Source organism: Corynebacterium sp. 22-2729 (assembly GCF_053479475.1).
Map to the genome: position 1 here is coordinate 45,893 of NZ_JBRBCA010000006.1, position 18,682 is coordinate 64,574.

The window sequence follows — 18,682 nt, forward strand, 5'->3', positions numbered from 1 at the left end:
CTGGGGCGGCAGGCGAGGGAGGAGGGGCGTCAAAAAACAAGGTTAACCAGGACTAGATACAGCACCGTGCCTAAAAGAATCGACAAGGTTGTCGAACGGCGCCAGAGATGCAAGGCGACGGTGAAAACCAGGGCGATGCCGACCGCCGTCAGTCCGCCCGGCGCGCTGGCCTGGCCGGAGACGGTGTAGATGACGAGGAGAGTCATCACGCCGACGGGCATTGCCAGGCCAAGCCATGTGACGAGGTCAGACTCGCGGAAGAAACGGAGGGCGGCGAAAGGCAGACCGCGCAGGGCAAGGGTCACCAGGAAGATTGCGCCGAGGGCCGCCAGGGTGGGTCCCAGTTGCACCCCTTCGGGCAGTCCAGCGGCGGCTAACAATTGCACAGTAGGCACGGGCTCAGCCATCTACTCGACCTCCCGGGACAGGACGTTATCCGCGCCGACCTTCAGCCGCAAAGCGCGATCCAAGGGCGGGCACACGAAACGCACGATGAGGCTGAGGAAGTACAGGCTCATGCCAATCACCAGCATGTTGTCAGGTGAGATCAGCAGCCCCACGGCGCCACACAATACGGCCACAATCGGCAGGGAGAGATCCTTGAAGCTCACGAAAGCTTCAATCACCAAGACCGTGAACAGGGCGATCAGCGCAAATTCCATGCCCTGGATCTCGAAGGGAAGGGCGCTTCCAAACAAGGCTCCAACCAGGCCACCGCCGATCCAGCCGACCTGCAGCAGACTCTGCACTGCCAGCACGCGAGCCGTCGACCACCGCGCATCGCGCCGGGCTGCGAGGATCGCATACGTCTCGTCCGTCAGTGCATAGATGCCATATGCCTTAGCCAACCACCCACGCACATGGGCTATGGGGTAGTTCAGGGCGTAGAAGGCATGGCGAAAGTTCACCAAAAATCCGTATAACGCTGCGCTCAGCGGACCCACACCGCCCGTGACCAGTGAGACAGCCAAGAACTCCATCGAGCCCGCGTAGATGACGAATGAGAAAATCGGCGTCCACCACCATGCAAAGCCGACCTGCGTAATCAGCAGGCCAAAGGCTAGACCCAGCGGCACCATGCCCAAGGCGACCGGCCAGGCGTCGGCGATCCCGGCGCGCCAGTCGCGGTGCGGGTTGCGGCGGTGCACGCTACGGTGCGAGTTGTCTGCGCCCATTTAATTACGCTCTGGGTGGCTCGCCCATGTCACGAACAGGTTGTCGGGGAAGGGGCGCTGCTTCATCAATTGACGCCACGTCTCCGCAGGTCTTTCCGTGAAAACATCCTCGGCGGTTGCGGCCTGCACACCAACGAGCCCGGCATCCACCCAATTACGCAAGTCCTGCATATCCAGCTGCACATAGCTATGGAAGAGCCTTAAGCCCCGCAGCATGGAGGGGTCCACGTGGCCAACGACCTCCGCGACTTGTTCATCCACGCTCGGCGCTTCTTCGGCAGTGCTGACCAACAGAAATTGGCCGCGCTTTCCGAAACGCGTGGGGGCGGAGGCGGTGGTGGCGTCAAGTTCCAAACGATCCACATCCAGCAGGCCAACCGCGAGCACAACAGGTTCGTTGTTGCCGCCAATGAAGAAAACCTTTGGCTTGGTGAGCTTGTCTGCGAGAGCGGGGAGGTGATTGGCGGCGGCTTCGCTACTCATGAGGCCCAACTGGACTGCCACGATTGTGCCGCCAGCACCTTCAGCATCGTCCTGCACCTCCAACACCAGCAGTGCATCCGCGCCGGGCAATCCCGGTTCGGCCAGCACCCCCGGCGCATTACCGAAGACGGACATGTATTTCTGCAGGTCCTCGGCGGTTGCGTCGATAGATTCGACGTATCCTGCGGGATCCACGACGGTGGCCGGGGATTGGAAGATAACGTCTCCGGGTTGCACGTCGAACGGCAGGTTGGCGTTCAGTTCTTGCTGGTCAGAGTTCACGTCTGCGATCTGCCTTTCTGGGCTTAGTCATTCTGCGCTCAGTCATTGTGCGCTCAGTCATTCTGGGCAGCCCACCATTCCTGCAGTGCGGCGACGGCGTCGTCATGATCCATCGGCCCGCGATCCAACCGCAGCTCCTTCAGGTACGCCCACGCCTTGCCCACATCAGGGCCGGGTTTGAGGTTCAGGATCTGCATGATCTCGTTGCCGTCCAAGTCGGGGCGGACGGCGGCGAGGTCCTCTTGTTCCTGCAGCTGTTCAATGCGCTTTTCCAAGTTATCGTAGGTGCGCTGCAGCCTCTGGGCTTTCCGCTGGTTTCGGGTTGTACAGTCCGCACGGACCAGCAAGTGCAGCAGCGGCAGCAGTTCGCCTGCGTCGTTGACGTACCGGCGCACCGCCGAGTCAGTCCAGGTGGATTCGTTGTTATCCTTTTCGCCCGCGCCGCGTGGGGCGTCCTGGTTTTGGCCTTTGCCCTGGTTATCGGCGTAACCGTGGAAACGCATGTGCAGGAACACCAGCTGTCCAATGTCTTGGACATGCTGCTTGGAGTACTTGAGCTTCCGCAGGCGACGCCGGGTGATGCGCGCTCCAACGACCTCGTGTTGGTGGAAGGTCACCGCCCCGGATTCGGTAAAAGCCCTGGTATCCGGCTTGCCAATATCATGCAGCAATGCCGCCATGCGCAGTTCCAACGAAGGCTCCAGGCCTCGTTCCGCCTCCAGATTCACGGCGTTGCGCAGCACCTTTAGCGAATGCCAGTAGACGTCCTTGTGCTGGCGGTGCTCGTCCTGCGTGAGCTTCAACGCAGGCAGTTCCGGTAGCACGTGGTCAGCCAGCCCAGTCTCGACCATGAGATCCAGGCCCACCCACGGCGCAGCCCCGAGCATCAGCTTGTTCAGTTCCACAGCCACACGCTCGACGGTGATGCGGTTTATCTGCTCGCTCATCGCCGTCATCGCTTGCTGTACTCGTTTGGTGACGCCGAACTCCAGCTGCGAGACGAACCGGCATGCGCGGAGCATACGCAGTGGGTCGTCGTTGAAACTGATCTCTGGGCTGTCCGGGGTGTCTAGCACTCCGGCCTGCAGGTCTTCGAGTCCGTTCAGGGGGTCGCGGAGCTGGTGGTTGCCGTCGGGGGAAAGCTCCAGTGCGATGGCGTTGGCACGGAAGTCCCGGCGGATGAGGTCTCCGTCGAGGCTGTCGCCGAAGGATACTTCGGGGTTGCGGGACTGGCCGTCATACTGGTCGGCGCGGAAGGTGGTGATCTCTAGGATCTGGCCCTTGACCAGTGCAGATACCGTGCCGTATTCAATGCCCGTGTCCCACACGGTTTCTGCCAGCGGCGTGACGATATCGACGATTGCCTGCGGCCGGGCGTCGGTAGTGAAGTCCAGGTCGTGGGAGAGGCGCCCCAGCAGGGCGTCGCGCACCGACCCGCCGACGAGATAGAGGCTATGCCCGGCCTCGTTGAAGGCCTGCGTAAGTGGCAGCAGGTCGCGGTCGAGCGCGCGCAGGGAGGTGAAGGCCTCCTGCAGCATGCCGTCGATGGTTCGCTGATTTGCTGCAGTATCGGCTGGCTGTGCCTGTTGTGCCGGGTGTGTCGAGTATGTCCGGTGTGTCAGCTGTGCCTGATGTGCTGGCTGTGCCTGTTGTGCTGAACCGGTCTGTGCACCCGACTGCATAGGACGCTTGCTGGAAGGGGAGTGGGCGGGGTTTGTCACGCTGCCAGATTCTACTAGCCCGCGGTACGGAACCAACCAGCCCCTAGCTTCCACACCTCACAAGTCCCAAAGCAGTCCCACAACAGCCCCAAAGCAGTCCCAGATGTCGCTAGATCAGGAATGTGAAAGCCGGAATCCGGATCTCCAAAAATTCGCAACTCTCTGACCTGCACTAATGCAAGGTCGACATTGGTTGTCAATAACAGATTCCCGTTCTAACGACATTTGGCCTCACTGTTGACCACCCAGCCTGCGGATACCTCTCCATCGCTGGTTACATATTCAGTTCCACATTGTGCAGTTAACCGGCTATCGTTATCAGAATGAGTGGAAACGACAGCACCGGAAACGGCACGCCCCGCCGCCGGCGCCGCCGTTCAAGAAGAAGGTCGCGCTCCGGCGGCGGCCAAAGCCAAAACCAAAGCCAAAACCAAGGCCAAAACAACCGCAATAACCAGGGCAAAGGCTCCAATAACAACCAGCCAAATAACAGCCAGCCCAACAGAAACCAGCCCAGCAAAAACAAAAACAAGGGCAAAGGCAAAAACCAGTCGCGACGCGGACGTGGCTCCGGGTCCAACAACCGTCGCCACAACTCAAGGCCTAATTCCTTCGACGAGCACTCCAACCTGCCGACTTCCGTGGAAACCTCCGCGGGCGGCCTCGTGCTCTCTGGCCTGGCCGAAGCTGTGCAACCCAACGGCGACGTCGACTTTTCTTCGATTTACGTAGCTCTGATCGGCCGTCTAGATCGCCGGGGCAGGTTGCTGTGGTCCATGCCAAAGGGCCACATTGAGCCGGACGAATCCCAGCACGCCACCGCCGAACGCGAAGTGTGGGAGGAAACAGGCGTCGCCGGCAAGGTCATCGCAGACCTTGGAACCATCGACTATTGGTTCGTGTCTGAAGGCATCCGCATCCACAAAACCGTCCACCACCACCTGCTCCGCTATGTCGATGGTGACCTCAATGACGAGGATCCCGAGGTCACCGAGGTCCGCTGGTTGCCGGTCAACCGCCTGATCGAACACCTTGCGTATGCTGACGAGCGTCGCCTTGCCCGGCAGGCCTTCGATAGCCTGGCGGATCTCGCCCGCGCAGAGGCCGACGCTAGCCGTGCCACGCCACGCTAAAGAATCGACAAGGTCGGACTGCTAGAACTAGTAGTACTAAATAGAAGTACTTAAGTAAGCATGTAATCGTGCAAAAGGTGAGCGCAATGTCTAGATTCCCCCACGCCTGCATGGCGTTTGGTGTTTCTGTCGCGCTCTGCGGACTCTCCGCCCTGCCGGTCGCCCCGGCAGTTGCGAACCCTATTTCCGACGCCACCTCGGCTCCCGCCACCCACACCTCAGCCCAGGGCGCCGAATCTGCAGCCCAAGGAGCAGACTCCGCGAACCGGTCACAACCCACCACCGCCCCGGATCCGATGAACCCCGAGGCTCGCGACGATACCTACTGGGCCAATCCGCTGGCCCGTGCGACAGACCCGCAGCAGGACGTGAACCTGGAGATCACAGGTATCGGCACCGCTCCAGCCGATCAAACCAACCCAAGTGCGTCGAGCAATCCCAGCAGCTCCGCCAACCAGATCTACACCCTGCGCATCCGTAATGACCGCTCGCACGCCCTGAGCAACCTCTCGCTCACGCTGTACTACCGCACGGCTGCTACCGCCGCCGAAGTCCGCGTCGCACAGCTCGCTAACCAGGGCGAATACTCCCTCAGCAGCCAGCCTTTACAACTCGAAGGCACCCTCAGCCCCGGCGAGACTCGCGAAATCAAGATCTCGTTGCCTGTCGGAAAAGCTGCAGGAGAGGCTGGATCCGCTGATTCTGATGACGCCTCCTCGGCTCAACCGCTCAGCATTCCCGCAGACGCTTTTCGTGAACCCGGCGCTTATCCCCTGTTGTTTAGCCTGAGTGGTCAGGATACCAACCCGGAAGCTGCCGACGAAGGGGGTGTGCAATACCTGGCGGTGGCGCGCACCACTCTTAGCGTGGGGGCGTCAAAAAGAACGGAGGAACAGCCCAGCTCTCCGGTGACCGTCGTGTATCCGCTGGCCGGGCCTACGTATATGGCGGCCGGACAGACGGGTGACGCGCCCAAGCGCCGGCCCGCGTTTGTCACAAAGGACGTGCTGGCCAAGGAGGTCGCCGAGGGTGGCAGACTGCGTGGCCTGCTAGATGCCTACCGTGAAGCGAAGTCGAAGAAACTCAAGCAGGCGACGTGTATTGCGATCGATCCGGAGCTGCTGGATACCGTGAACCGGCTGGCAGAGGGTTACTTCGTGGGCGAGCGCACACCCGACCCGGTAGAGGAACAGAAACGTCTGCGCGACTCCTGGGACGAGATTTTAGGCGGCAAAGACATCAACGCCCAGCACATGCCCGGCAATGCAGATGCGAAGAAATGGATTGCTGACCTGCGGGAAGTCGTGCAGGGAAACTGCTCGGTGGCATTGCCCTATGCGGGGGCTGACATTAACGCTTTGGGACGGGTCAATTCTGACTGGCTCCGAGTGCGTGGGCTCGGCATGGGTGCCGGGGTAATCCAACGAATCCTGGGTGTGGTGCCGACGCAGAACGTGGTGATTCCCGATGCTGGCTACGTGTCCCCGGAGGCGCAGAAGATTCTGGCGGCGGGCATCAGCAAGTCGCCGGAAGGCGCGCAGCCTGTGGAGTCCGACGAATCGCGACGCTTTGAGCAGACCGTGCAAGGCGAACCGGCTATTCCATCTGCTGGGCATGTGACTGCGCTGGTGGCGGAGAATACCGTCAACGTCGAGTCCCCGGCGTTGCCGCCGGAGGCAACGTCCGCGGCTGACCCGAACCAGCCCGACCAGTCCAGCCAGCCCGACCAGTCCAGCCAGCCCGGCCAGCAGCCCAACGAACACCAGCAGCCGAGCGCCGAGGACAATGCATGGAACCACCGCCTGGTTAATCTTCCCGGCGCGACCCTCAAGAGTGGGAGTACCTCTGCTACCGCCACCGCCCTGACGTATTCCGCGGATCTTGGCACGGTACTCAAGGCACTGGGCGAGCACCCGGAAGTTGCGGCTTATTCAAACCCTGAGCTGCGCTTTAACCTCAGCGACGACAGTTCCGCTTCCCGTCTCGCCACGGCTCAGGCTGTGCTGGATCTGGAACTCGACTCCGGGCGCCCCACCTTGGCCGTCCCGCCCGCTGCATGGTCCGTCAATAAGAACCAAGCCGCCGGCTTCCTACAGACGATCAGCCAGCATCTCGAGAACAGCTCTGCTCGTCCCGCGCCGCTGCCGGAGGCCGTACAACCCCGGGGCATCGACATTGCCCGGGTGGCTTCTGGCACCACGACGGTGCCATACACCGACCCTGGCGAGTACTCTTCGCCATATCTCGACACCCTGACGGATGCGACCCGCAAGCTGCGGGAGCTAACGCTCTTTATGCAAAACGATTCCGCTATTGCGCTGACCCGCGAGGGCTTCACCAGTCCATTGTTTGCCGATTTGCTGCGTGGCGTAACCACTTATCGCAAGCGTGAACGCCACTATGCCGAAGTGCAGCGTGGGGAACTCAGCACCAAGCTAGGTCGTGTGGAGCAGGTCACCACGCAATTGCGCCGTTCGATCTCTCTGCTGCCACCGGGCAACGTCTTCACCCGCACCTCCGATTCCTCACCGTTGCTTGTCGTTGCGCGCAACGGACTGCCCCTGCCTGTGATGGCCGAGGTTGATTATCGTTCTGACGCCAACACGGATGTCACCGTTCATGTGGATTCCACGGCCTCGCCGATGATCCCGGCGAAGGGCTCCATCACTTGGTCGCTGACCACAGATATCGCGGACACATCCCAGCAGGTCAACCTCTCTTTATGGCTGGCGACGACGAAACAGGACGGAACTGCGGATCTGCAGGAGGGCACCCGCATTTCAGATCCTGTGGAGCTGCGCGTGCAGTCCGTCCCCGGTCTTTCCACGCGTAGCGTAGCGATCATCGGCATTCTCCTACTGGGCATCGGCATGGCGGGCAAGTTCTTGTGGAATCGCCGCAGCGGACGGGGCGGAGGAGATCTCAGCCCTAAGCCGCTGGAACGCGTTGCTCGCCCAGTAGAGGGCGAACAAAACTAGACACGCCCACTTCTCCGTTAGGCAATATACGGCTGGTGCATAAAGATGGAGTAGTGACTTCTGAGCAAGAGAGGGAAGACCTACCAGCTAGCCCCTCGGCTGGGCAACGTGGACGTTTCCGCGCAACCCAGCCGCCGGCGCTAGCGCCGAAGAAAGACCGCGCTAAGACTGGTGTGTCGGCGGGCGGAGACGGGGCGTCACAAAGCTCCACAGAGGTAAACCCGACCTCCGCTAGTGGCCACGGCGATGTTGCCATGGTTGGTGACCAAGCATCCGGTGCCCACAATGCGGCAGCCGTTGGCGATAGCAACCCGGCCGCAGGCAGCACGGTGAGTGCAACGACCGAGCGCGAAACCAGCCTTCGCACTGCCACAAGCGGCGGCGACCACAGCAGCGACCACAGTAACGACAACAGCGGCAACTACGGTGGCAACGAAAGTGGTGAGCAGGGCAGCGGGCACAGCAACGGGCAGGCCAGCGATCAGAACGATAAGCAAAGTGACGAGCAGATCGTACGCGCTGGCGGCTCTATGGCGATTGCAACGCTGATTAGCCGCATCACGGGCTTCCTGCGCACGGTATTCATTGCCTCGGCGCTGGGCGGCGCGGTGGCCAGTGCGTTCAACACCGCCAACACGCTGCCGAACCTGGTGACCGAGCTGGTTCTCGGTGCCGTGTTGACCTCGCTGGTGGTGCCAGTGCTGGTGCGCGCCGAGAAGGAGGACGCGGATCGCGGCGAGGCCTTCATACGAAGACTTTTGACGCTTACGTTCTCACTGACCGTTGTCATCACCTTGGTCTCCGTGGCGTGTGCACCACTGCTGGTGCGCATGAGTCTGGATTCCGAGGGCCATGTGAATGTCGGCATGTCCACGGCATTTGCCTACCTGGTGCTGCCGCAGATCATGTTCTACGCGATGTTCGCGGTGTTCATGGCGATCCTCAATACCAAGGGAGTGTTCAAACCCGGCGCGTGGGCGCCTGTGGTGAACAACGTGGTCACACTCGCGGTGCTGGGACTGTATATGTTCCTGCCGCGGGACACGAAACTGCAGCCGATGGACAATGTGACCATCACGGATCCACACGTCCTGCTGCTGGGCCTGGGCACCACTGCGGGTGTGGTCATGCAGGCACTGATCATGGTGCCGTTCCTGCGCAAGGCCGGCATTAACCTGCGCCCCCTGTGGGGTATCGACGAGCGCCTGAAGTCCTTCGGCGGCATGGCCATCGCCATCGTCGTGTACGTGGCTATCTCCCAGGTCGGCTGGCTGCTCAACAACCGCATCGCCTCCGATACATGGGAGGTCGCGCCGACAATCTACATGCAGGCCTGGCAGCTACTGCAGATGCCCTACGGCGTGATCGGCGTAACGCTACTTACGGCTGTGATGCCGCGCCTGTCCCGCAATGCGGCGGAGGGCGACGACAAGGCTGTGGTGCGCGACCTGACTGTCGCCTCGAAGCTAACGATGCTGGCAATGGTGCCGATCATCGTGTTCTTCACTTGCTTCGGCACGCTGATTTCCGCGGCGCTTTTTGCGTATAAGGAGTTCTCGCTGGATGACGCGAACGTGTTGGGCTGGACCATCAGCTTCTCCGCGTTCACCTTGATTCCCTATGCATTGGTTTTGCTGCACCTGCGCGTGTTCTATGCCCGCGAGGAAGTCTGGACGCCGACCTTCATCATCGCCGGAATTACCGTGACGAAGCTGGCCTTCGCCTACATTGCCCCACAGATCGCCACCGAACCCCGCTTGGTCGTGGTGCTGCTGGGTGCGGCCAACGGCCTGGGCTTCATGGCCGGTGCCATTATTGGCGATCGCCTGCTGCGGCGTTCACTAGGTGATCTACAGTTCCGCAAGGTGACGATGACGGTGCTGTGGGCGCTGGGATCCTCGCTGGTCGGTGCTCTGATCGCCTGGCGCGTAGATGTGGTGCTGGCGCGCTACGCATTCCAGACACTAGCTAACCCCTGGTTTGTTGTCCGCCTGTTTATCGCTGGTGTGCTGTTCCTCGGTGTTACCGGGTTGATCCTCGTGCGCGCCCCACTGCCAGAGATTCAAACTCTGGTGGGGGCTCTGTCGCGCATTCCGGGGTTGTCTCGGGTTCTTCCTTCTCGACGCCCACTCCCCAGCGACGAACAATCCACCGTCGAGGCTGGCCCCCGTCGTCTCTCGCCTCAGGAACTGGCTGCCCGCGAGGCCATTGCTCTGGACCACATGATGGCGGGCGTGGCGCTCCCACCATTGGCAGCTGGCCGGGTGCGCGGCCCACGCCTGGTACCGGGTGCGCCGCTGCTGGAAGGCCGCTACCGTCTGCTGGCCGACCACGGAGGCTGGTCCGCCGCCCGCTTCTGGCAGGGGCGCGAACTGGCGACGGGCGACATTGTGGGTCTCACGATCATGGATCCGGTGGCCTTTGCCCGTTCGCAGGTGGAACCCGGAGTATCCGTGCCTGTAAACGGCCCGGCAGTGGCCCACGCAAAGGACGAAATGCTGCGTCGCTCGGCCAAGCTCAAGCAGTTCGATGCGCCGGGCATGGCGCAGGTCAATCGTGTCATCGACTACGGCAATCTGGTTGTCATCGTTTCCAGTTGGGTACAGGGCTCGCCTCTGACGAAGGTGGCGGAGAGCCAGCCGGAGCCGCTGGCCGCAGCTTTCGCCGTAGCCTCTCTGGCAGATGCTGCCGCACAGGCGGAGGCCAGTGGCACTGCGTTGGGCTTGGATCACCGCGATCGTGTGCGCATCGGCACTGATGGAGCAGCCGTCCTGGCCTTTCCGGGTGTTCTGCCCCACGATGACACGGCACAGGATGCCCACGGCGTGGCCGTCGCACTGCGACTGCTGCTTGAGCATGTCCCGTATGAACAAGTACCGGAGGAGCTCACCCGTATCTACAAGAAGATCCACGAATTCGATGGAGAGAAGGTCGAACCGGAGGATCTGCAAAAGGCTGCGAAGAGCCTGCGAGACCTGAAGTCGGGTCAGCTGGCGATCCAGGAAGATCAAACCCCGGATCCAAGTGCTCGTTCTGGTTTCGGCGCCGAGGGCAACCGTCCGGTCGGCATGGCTGCTGCGGCGGCTATCGCTTTCATCTCCGTCGTCATCATCGCTGCTTTGGTCGCAGCAGTGGTCAGTGTCGTCGGCGGCGACCGCAAGGATTCGCCGTTGTCCACCGACTCGCTGCGTCAGGGTGCGCAGGCCGTGCGTGGCGTGGATCCTGCGGATGTCCCTTTGAGCAAGCCGCTCGAGTGGCTCCCCGCCGATGTGGACTGGCCGCTGGATCGACCGGACTTGGCGCGCCTGATTACCGACGGAGATCCGGAGACGTTCTGGCAGTCCAACCCCGCAACTGTGCAGCTCGGAGGCGAGCCTGGCACCACTAAGCCTGGAATCGGACTGCTTATGACGCTGCCAGAGGGCACCGCCCTGTCGCAGGTTCAGCTGCGCGGTCTGACCCGCGGAACCACCATGGAACTGCGATTGGCGACCGCCGACAGCAACGGCAAGTTGGCGTCTCTGGATCAGACTCAGCTGCTCAAGACCGTGAAGGCAGATTCTGCCGACATGACCGTGAACCTCGCCGGTACTGGCAGCGCCAGCGATTCCAACTGGGGCGCGGGTAATACGAGCCGTGGCGCAGATGGTGCAGATGGTAACGACACCGGAGCATCTGCCGCAGCGGGGGAGGGCGATGGCAACGAGAATGAAAACGAAGAGAGCAATCGAGAAAAAGGTAAGTACGATACCGACAAGGTCAGCGCAGCAAAGGGCAATCGCCTGCTGATCTGGATTACGGGGCTGCCGCTTCCGAAGCCCGCGACGATCAGTGAGGTTTCCGCCGCCGGCAACTGGCTCGACCAGGCGACTTCCGACGAGGATTCCAGCGCTACTCAGCCGACCCAGCCCTCAGAGCAGCGCCAGCCGGCACAGCCAAAACCGTCGGCACAGCCGGCACAGCCGGCACAGTCACGCCAGCCCGCGCAGTCGATTCAACCCGTCGGCTGACCTGCACTGTGGCTGAGCCAAACCCATAGCGCATAGCGGCGCCCACCTCAACTGTGAAGTTCACAATGAGGTCGGCGCCGTTTGCAGTTATCCACAGGTTCAGTTCTTTGCCCCCACACTTCATTCAGCACAGAATAAAGTGTGTGACACGGGGGCGGCACGGCTCCGACGTCATACTAAGGGGGAAGATGATGCAGGGGGCGTCACCAAGAAAAACGGCTCATAAACGGCCAACAGAGCAAACCGACCACGAGCTACTACGCGGACATAACGAGGGGCAACCCGGCGCATTTCGTGAACTGATCGACCGCCACCAGCGCACGCTGTGGTGGGCTCTTCGACGGGTGAATGTGCCCGAAGCCCATCAAATGGACGTTTACCAGGAGGGGTTGTTGCGAGTGCACCGCTTTGCCTCGCGCTTTAGTGGAAAACGTTCAGCGAGCGTGAGCACGTGGATGGCCACGATTATGCGCAACGCAGCACTGTCTTACATGCAGCGCTATAACCGTGAGGCCCAACCGGGGCGGGAGGACTTCAGTGAGCGGACGCGGACGCTGCCGGCGCTAGGAGCGCGGGAAGAAGCAACGGTCGCACGGCTGGATGTGCACCGCAGCCTGCGACAGCTATCCCCCGAGATGCGCGACGTGGTGGTACTGACGGAGATCCGGGGACTCAGTGAGGCTCACGCAGCAGCACAGCTAGGCATTCCAATCGGCACCGTGAAATCACGAAAGAACCGCGCGAAGCGGATGATGTGTGAACATCTCGGTGGGGCAGAGGAATACGGAATGGCCGCAGCCGGTTAGACTGGGGTGAACTACATCTTCGACCTCAAAGGATAATCATGAACCAGCCATTCCTGCAGGCCAGCGGTATTCTCAACAGCGATTCAACGGAGGCCGCGAGCGCGGACGCAGACACCCAGAGTGCGGGCCAGGTTCATGACGTCATCATTATCGGGTCAGGACCCGCAGGCTACACCGCGGCAGTGTACGCAGCGCGTGCCGAGCTAAACCCGGTTGTGTTTGAAGGCGTGGAGTACGGCGGTTTGCTGATGCAGACCACCGAGGTGGAGAACTTCCCCGGCTTCCAGAAGGGCATTATGGGCCCGGATCTTATGGAGGAAATGCGCGCACAGGCCGAGCGCTTCGGTGCTGATCTGCGCCAGGAGGAGGTCGAGAAGGTCGACCTTTCCGGCGAGATCAAGAAGGTGTGGGTCTATGGGGAGGAGTACCAGGCTCGCGCGGTGATTCTGGCTACCGGTGCCGCCCCGCGCTATCTGAACGTTCCCGGCGAGCAGGAGCTGCTGGGGCGCGGTGTATCCGCCTGCGCAACCTGCGATGGTTTCTTCTTCAAGGACAAGCAGATCGCTGTGATCGGTGGTGGCGATTCCGCGATGGAGGAAGCCGACTTCCTTACAAAGTTCGGCGAAAGCGTGACTATCATCCACCGTCGCGATGAATTCCGCGCCTCCAAGATCATGGAGGAGCGCGCCCGTAACAATCCGAAGATCAAGTTCCTGACCAACGCCAAGGTCGTAGAGGTTAAGGGCGACAAGAGCGTAGAAACACTCGTTGTGGAGGATACGCAGACCGGAGAGCGTACGGACGTGCCAATGGATGCGATGTTCGTTGCAATCGGCCACGACCCGCGCACGACGGTCTTCGAAGGCCAGGTGGAACTACAGGACAATGGCTATGTGAAGGTCGAGGAGCCTTCCACCCGCACCAGCCTGCCCGGTGTGTTCGCCGCTGGTGACCTGGTGGATTCCCATTACCAGCAGGCCATTACCGCGGCTGGCTCCGGCTGCCGCGCCGCCCTGGATGCCGAGGCATATCTCGCAGCCCAGTAACGGAACGGTCACATTCGGTCACCTTTAGGTAAATTCCACCGTCTGCGCATAGGATATTTACACGTTGAAGGGTAACCTCCAACCTAATGAGAATGTGCCCCAACCAGGAGTTTTGTCACTCTTATGTCCGAGATTGTGAACGTTACCCAAGCCACCTTCAAGTCCGAGGTAGTGGAATCTAGCCAACCCGTTCTGGTCGACTTTTGGGCCGAATGGTGCCGCCCTTGCCTAGCCATGACGCCCATTCTCGACGAACTGGCGGCTGAGTTCGATGGCAAGGCCACAATTGCCAAGGTCAATATTGATGATGAGCGCATGCTGGGCGCCATGTTCCAGGTGATGTCGATTCCGGCTCTCTTAGTGTTCAAGGATGGCAAGAAGGTCGCCGAGTTTAGTGGCGCCCAAGATAGAGACACTCTTCGAGCTGCCATCGAGAAACAACTTTAAACACGCCTGACCTGCCTATAAGGCGGATTGGCGCAATAGACCCTAGAATTGCACCTATGGCTCGACTCTATTCGCAGGGGAATGCGGTAGTGATCTAGATCACAATAAGAGTGGGCGAGAACAAGGCGAGATCAATACCTCGTCGCACATAACTTAGAACAGCGCTAAGGGTGCTCGACCAGCACCAAAGAGCTTTAGAGAATTGGAGTGTTGAGCCCAGTGGATCGTTTGCTTCTCCACGTCGGAGACCGCAGTCCGCGCGTCGCTGAGGTACGCGGTACCTTGGCACGCTTGGGACTGCTGGAAGGTTACGAGGGGGACGCGACCGGTAGCAAAGCACAGCGCTGGACTAGTGAAGAAGAGGTGTTTGACGAGGTTCTGGCTGAAGCGCTTCGAGCGTTTCAGCAGCAGCGTGGAATCATCGCAGACGGTGCCATTACCCCAGGCACCCTGCGTGCCCTTCGAGAAGCCTCCTACACCTTAGGCGCTCGAGTGCTTTCCCTGCAGAGCAATCAATTTGTCGGCGACGATGTTGCGCAGCTGCAAACACAGCTCCACGACCTCGGCTTTTATACGAGCCGTATCGATGGTCACTTCGGCCCGCGCACGCATTCCGCCGTTGTCAATTATCAGCTGAACTACGGTCTGACTAACGATGGCGTGGTGGGGCCCGACACGCTACGTGCCCTGTCCTATCTAGGACGACGCATTACCGGCGGTTCCCCGCAATCGATCCGGGAAAAGGAACAGATCCGTTCTGCCGGACCCCAACTCACGGGCAAGCGAGTTGTGATTGATCCTGGTCTTGGTGGCGCTGACAAAGGCTATATCGTCGATGGTCCTTATGGGCAGATCTCCGAGGAGGAGATCCTTTGGGACCTTGCGGGCAGGGTAGAAGGGCGCATGATTGCCGCTGGAATGGAGACTATTCTGTCTCGGCCACGATCGGCTAATCCAACGAATCAGGATCGTGCGAACATCGCAAATGCTTTTGGCGCAGATGTCATGATAAGCCTGCGTACCGATATTTACCCTAATGAGAAAGCCAACGGTGCAGCCTCCTTTTACTTTGGTTCGCTGACTGGCTATTCGTCCATGGTGGGTGAAAAGCTCTCCGGTTTTATCCAGCGCGAGATCGTTGCCCGCACCTCATTGCAGAATTGCTACAACCACGGGCAGACGTGGGATATCTTGCGTCTGACGAGTATGCCAACTGTGCAAGTTGTGCCAGGTTATTTGACCAGCCCTCGCGACATGAAGATCCTCAGTGATCCCGCCATGCGTGACACCATCGCTGAAGCGATCGTTGTGGCTGTAAAGCGCCTCTACCTTTTGGATAAAGATGTCCACGAGACGGGCACGTTTAGCTTTGTTGAGCTTCTACAGGAAGAGCTTCCGCAGAAGTAGGTTCCCCATTGGGCCAGGTGCTTGTTTGCCTCCGATTACGGTAGATAGCTTTTCAGGTCCATTTACCCTTGCATGATCCTCTTCTGCGAAGTCGCTAAACAAGGAATTATTTCCATTGATTTCAAAGCGATAGCGGGGGAAACGCCGATGGTGTTTTACCACTTTGAAGCCCTCCGCTTCCAATATGTCTTCGGAGAGCATGGGAGCAATATCTAGAACGTCTTCATCCGCGGCGTCATGTACTTCGGCAGCCGCTTCCCATCCCCGATAGGACTCCGGAACATACTTCAGGGATTCTAGGGCGCTGTATTCGCCCTGCTTGTCACCAGCTTGATCGTACTGGCGGCTTACACCTCCTCGATCCGTCTCCGTCACCGAAGCACTGCCCAATTGCCTCGCAAGATCTTCGTCAAAGTCCTCTACACGAGCAAAAGCCTCGACGGCTTTCACGCCACGCCTGTGGGCCTCCGTAATCACCGTATCGATTAGCTGGTGTTCCAGGTAGAGACCCATGTATGGGAGGGCTACATGAACCGTACTCAGCAAGATTGCATCGGGTGAGATTGGCCCAGTAGGAAACTTGGAAATTCCCTGCATATACCGCGCAGGGGCAAAGAATACGGTCGCTGCAGGCACAGAGTGCGTACCCGCGTCTCCAGTGCCCACAAACGCCGTATAGCCGCAGATTCCCCATTCCATCATGACGTTATGCAGCCATAGTTGCTTGTCAAAAATCGGATCGCAATCTTCATTCCCCTTCCTGCCGTAGTCAGCTGGGAACGGCCAAAAAGTCGATATAGCAGCACCTGATTCTAGATCCTCGGAACGCTGAGGGGTTATGGCGCGGATACTTACTTCCACATCTTTTCCTTTCAGCGTTCAGACGACCAATTATGTGTAGGCTGCAGGGTCCTTACTTCCCATAAGTCCGAAGGATCCAACAACGTGAATCCTATAGCGCTCATCCCATGGCCGGGCGGAAATGAAGAGTTTTCTCAAAGCCGAATCCCCGATGTTTCACGTGAAACATCGGGGATTTCTAACCGAATTCGTTCTTCTTAGTATCGATCATCCACGCGCCTGTTTAGCGCACGGCCAGGGTGCGCGGGTTCTTCGTCCGCGTAACCCGCCGCGATAACCAGGGCAATTGAGCGATCATCTCGCCCCTCCAGTCCAATGGCCTTTTTGACGCCCTCCTCGTTCCATCCAGTGGTAGGGGAGGTAGACAATCCTTGTTCCTGAGCCGCAAGGAGCAAGAACCCGGCCACCAACATTGCATCACGAATACCAATTTCGCGTAGCTTGGCCGCAGAGGCGTTGCCATTAAAACCGCGAACCTTTTCCGTTAAATCTGTGCCAAGGATCTCTTCGGCATCCTCCGGAACTACTTCAGACCGTCCTACCACTACGAAGACCACTGGCGCATCTAGGAATTGCTGCTGGCCAGAGGCTTCAAAAATAGCCTCCTTGACACTCTGATCGCGGACAACTACCAGATCTCGCATTTGTGCGTTGAAGGCGCTAGGAGCCTCCAATGCATTCCTCACAACCCGGTCCAGAATCTCATTGCTCAAAGGCTGGTTCTTGAACTTTCGAGTAGCTCGGCGTTGGTCAATTGCTTCAGTCACGCTCAGAGACATGGGAAACCTTTCATTTCTACTATTGGAACTGTAGTTAATACGCTGGAGCCCTACTAATGCTATTTGAACTTCAAAAGCTCAATGATCCTGTCGAAATCCTCAGGCCCACCGAACTCAACAACGATCTTTCCCTTCTTCTTCCCCATCTGAACTGAAACCTTGGTTTCAAGCGCATCTGACGCTGTATCTACCCAGTCAGAAACCTCATCCGGAAGCTGTTGAGGCTTTCGGATGGTCTTTTTGGTGTTTAATTCGCCGCTATCGTCCCGGTTGAGCAAAGTGACCGCTTCTTCAGTGGCTCGAACACTCATACCCTCTGTCACAATGCGATTTGCCAAGTTCTCCTGAGCTTCAGCCCCGAGCTTCAAACCCAAGAGCGCTCTGGCATGACCGGCGCTGAGTACACCTGCACCGACTCGTCGCTGTACAGAAACGGGCAACTGCAGTAGACGAATCATATTCGTAATGAGCGGCCGTGAACGTCCGATTTTTCTTGCCAGCTGCTCTTGAGTTACACCGAACTCCTCCATGAGCTGCTGATACGCAGCCGCTTCTTCCAACGGATTGAGTTGTACGCGATGAATATTCTCCAAGAGAGCGTCGCGGAGCATCTCTTCGTCAGCGGTCTCGCGAACGATTGCAGGAATTACGTCGAAGCCTGCGCGACTAGCGGCACGGTATCGGCGTTCACCCATGATGAGTTCATAGGTCGAGTTCTCATTGGGAGCACGACGCACCACAATCGGTTGCATAAGGCCGAACTCCTTGATGGAGTGCACCAACTCTTGTAGCGCTTCTTCATCAAACACTTCACGGGGCTGCTTCGCGTTCGTGCGAATAGCCTCCAGCGGGATCTCTTGGTACGAAGCACCAAAATCCTCCGTCGATGTTTCACGTGAAACATTGTCTTCTGTGTTCGGCTCGTCGAAGCGACCGGAAATTGATCCTCGATTGTTTTGGTGGGCTGCGTTAGAAACGTCCGAAGCGTCACTGTGACGTTTCGCACCTATACCTGAGGTACCCCTCTCAACACCTTCTTGAGCAGATTTTTCCGAGGCAAAATTCTTTACATCATCTGATGTACGATGCTCACCCTTCTTAATGCTGCGGGAGGTAGATGGCGTATCGGTAGTGCTGACTTTTGACTGGGGGAACGAAGCGCTATTTTCACCAGCCGCATTTATTAAGCCGTTCGCCTCAAACGTAGACCTAGTCGCCGAGCTGTTGCCGAGAACTATGTCTGCGGCACCATCGCCAAGAGACGGTCGAGCTGGCCCAGTCGGGATGAGGGCGGCCAAGCCGCGACCCAACCCACCGCGACGCTGATTGCCAACGGCACTGGGGGAGGGCATTTGTGGCTTTCTATTCCTCGGAGAAGGCATGCGCGGAGTAGCAGTAGCCGCATCTCCGTTTGGATTGTCAGCTGGTTTGCTAGGCTGAGGCATCATCTTCGAGTCATCGGCGTTCGAAGGATTCAAAGGCGCTTTGTCATCTTTTGACTTCACTTGTTTGGAGCTCTTCTTAGACAATTTTGAACCCGTTTTATTGCTTTTC

14 protein-coding genes are annotated in these 18,682 nt (G+C 59.2%); 7 read left to right on the forward strand and 7 right to left on the reverse strand.

Going from position 1 to position 18,682, the window contains the following annotated elements; all coding sequences use genetic code 11:
* Nucleotides 1–29: 29 nt before the first annotated feature.
* From ACUY2T_RS05745 to ACUY2T_RS05760, 4 genes are read right to left on the reverse strand one after another with little or no spacing between them, the layout of a single operon-like run.
* On the reverse strand, nucleotides 30–407 hold the full coding sequence (locus ACUY2T_RS05745; RefSeq protein WP_448307893.1) for a branched-chain amino acid transporter permease: 378 nt from the start codon (nucleotides 405–407) through the stop codon (nucleotides 30–32).
* Nucleotides 408–1,175 carry an AzlC family ABC transporter permease gene (locus tag ACUY2T_RS05750; RefSeq protein ID WP_448307894.1) on the reverse strand — a complete coding sequence of 256 codons (768 nt, stop codon included), beginning with the start codon at nucleotides 1,173–1,175 and terminating at the stop codon, nucleotides 408–410.
* Nucleotides 1,176–1,940 carry a hypothetical protein gene (locus tag ACUY2T_RS05755; RefSeq protein ID WP_448307895.1) on the reverse strand — a complete coding sequence of 255 codons (765 nt, stop codon included), beginning with the start codon at nucleotides 1,938–1,940 and terminating at the stop codon, nucleotides 1,176–1,178.
* Between the two features lie 53 nt (nucleotides 1,941–1,993).
* Entirely contained in the window at nucleotides 1,994–3,478 is a 1,485-nt protein-coding gene (locus ACUY2T_RS05760) for a CCA tRNA nucleotidyltransferase (RefSeq protein WP_448307973.1), read from the reverse strand.
* 506 nt (nucleotides 3,479–3,984) lie between these two features.
* Here ACUY2T_RS05760 and ACUY2T_RS05765 point away from each other — a divergent pair.
* From ACUY2T_RS05765 to ACUY2T_RS05795, 7 genes are all read left to right on the forward strand, one after another.
* Nucleotides 3,985–4,794: an NUDIX hydrolase gene (locus tag ACUY2T_RS05765; RefSeq protein WP_448307896.1), complete on the forward strand. Its 810-nt coding sequence runs from the start codon at nucleotides 3,985–3,987 to the stop codon at nucleotides 4,792–4,794.
* Nucleotides 4,795–4,880: 86 nt separating this feature from the next.
* On the forward strand, nucleotides 4,881–7,772 hold the full coding sequence (locus tag ACUY2T_RS05770; RefSeq protein WP_448307898.1) for a hypothetical protein: 2,892 nt from the start codon (nucleotides 4,881–4,883) through the stop codon (nucleotides 7,770–7,772).
* A 254-nt stretch (nucleotides 7,773–8,026) separates the two neighbouring features.
* A complete protein-coding gene (locus ACUY2T_RS05775; protein ID WP_448307974.1) occupies nucleotides 8,027–11,782 on the forward strand; it encodes a murein biosynthesis integral membrane protein MurJ in 3,756 nt (1,251 codons plus the stop codon).
* A 143-nt stretch (nucleotides 11,783–11,925) separates the two neighbouring features.
* Nucleotides 11,926–12,588 (forward strand): RNA polymerase sigma factor, encoded by a 663-nt coding sequence (locus ACUY2T_RS05780; RefSeq protein WP_448307899.1) that lies wholly within the window; start codon nucleotides 11,926–11,928, stop codon nucleotides 12,586–12,588.
* Nucleotides 12,589–12,626: 38 nt separating this feature from the next.
* Complete coding sequence (gene trxB / locus ACUY2T_RS05785; RefSeq protein WP_448307900.1) at nucleotides 12,627–13,634, forward strand: thioredoxin-disulfide reductase; 1,008 nt, start codon at nucleotides 12,627–12,629, stop codon at nucleotides 13,632–13,634.
* Nucleotides 13,635–13,757: 123 nt separating this feature from the next.
* A complete protein-coding gene (trxA, locus tag ACUY2T_RS05790; protein WP_448307901.1) occupies nucleotides 13,758–14,081 on the forward strand; it encodes a thioredoxin in 324 nt (107 codons plus the stop codon).
* Nucleotides 14,082–14,300: 219 nt separating this feature from the next.
* Entirely contained in the window at nucleotides 14,301–15,488 is a 1,188-nt protein-coding gene (locus tag ACUY2T_RS05795; protein WP_448307902.1) for an N-acetylmuramoyl-L-alanine amidase, read from the forward strand.
* Here the strand turns inward: ACUY2T_RS05795 and ACUY2T_RS05800 are convergent.
* From ACUY2T_RS05800 to ACUY2T_RS05810, 3 genes are all read right to left on the reverse strand, one after another.
* Nucleotides 15,462–16,349, reverse strand: coding sequence for a hypothetical protein (locus ACUY2T_RS05800; protein WP_448307903.1), 888 nt, complete (start codon nucleotides 16,347–16,349; stop codon nucleotides 15,462–15,464). The two genes, ACUY2T_RS05795 and ACUY2T_RS05800, sit on opposite strands and share 27 nt — an antisense overlap.
* 197 nt (nucleotides 16,350–16,546) lie before the next feature.
* Nucleotides 16,547–17,128 carry a nitroreductase family protein gene (locus ACUY2T_RS05805; protein WP_448307904.1) on the reverse strand — a complete coding sequence of 194 codons (582 nt, stop codon included), beginning with the start codon at nucleotides 17,126–17,128 and terminating at the stop codon, nucleotides 16,547–16,549.
* A 59-nt stretch (nucleotides 17,129–17,187) separates the two neighbouring features.
* Complete coding sequence (locus ACUY2T_RS05810; RefSeq protein ID WP_448307975.1) at nucleotides 17,188–18,510, reverse strand: ParB/RepB/Spo0J family partition protein; 1,323 nt, start codon at nucleotides 18,508–18,510, stop codon at nucleotides 17,188–17,190.
* Between the last annotated feature and the right edge of the window lie 172 nt (nucleotides 18,511–18,682).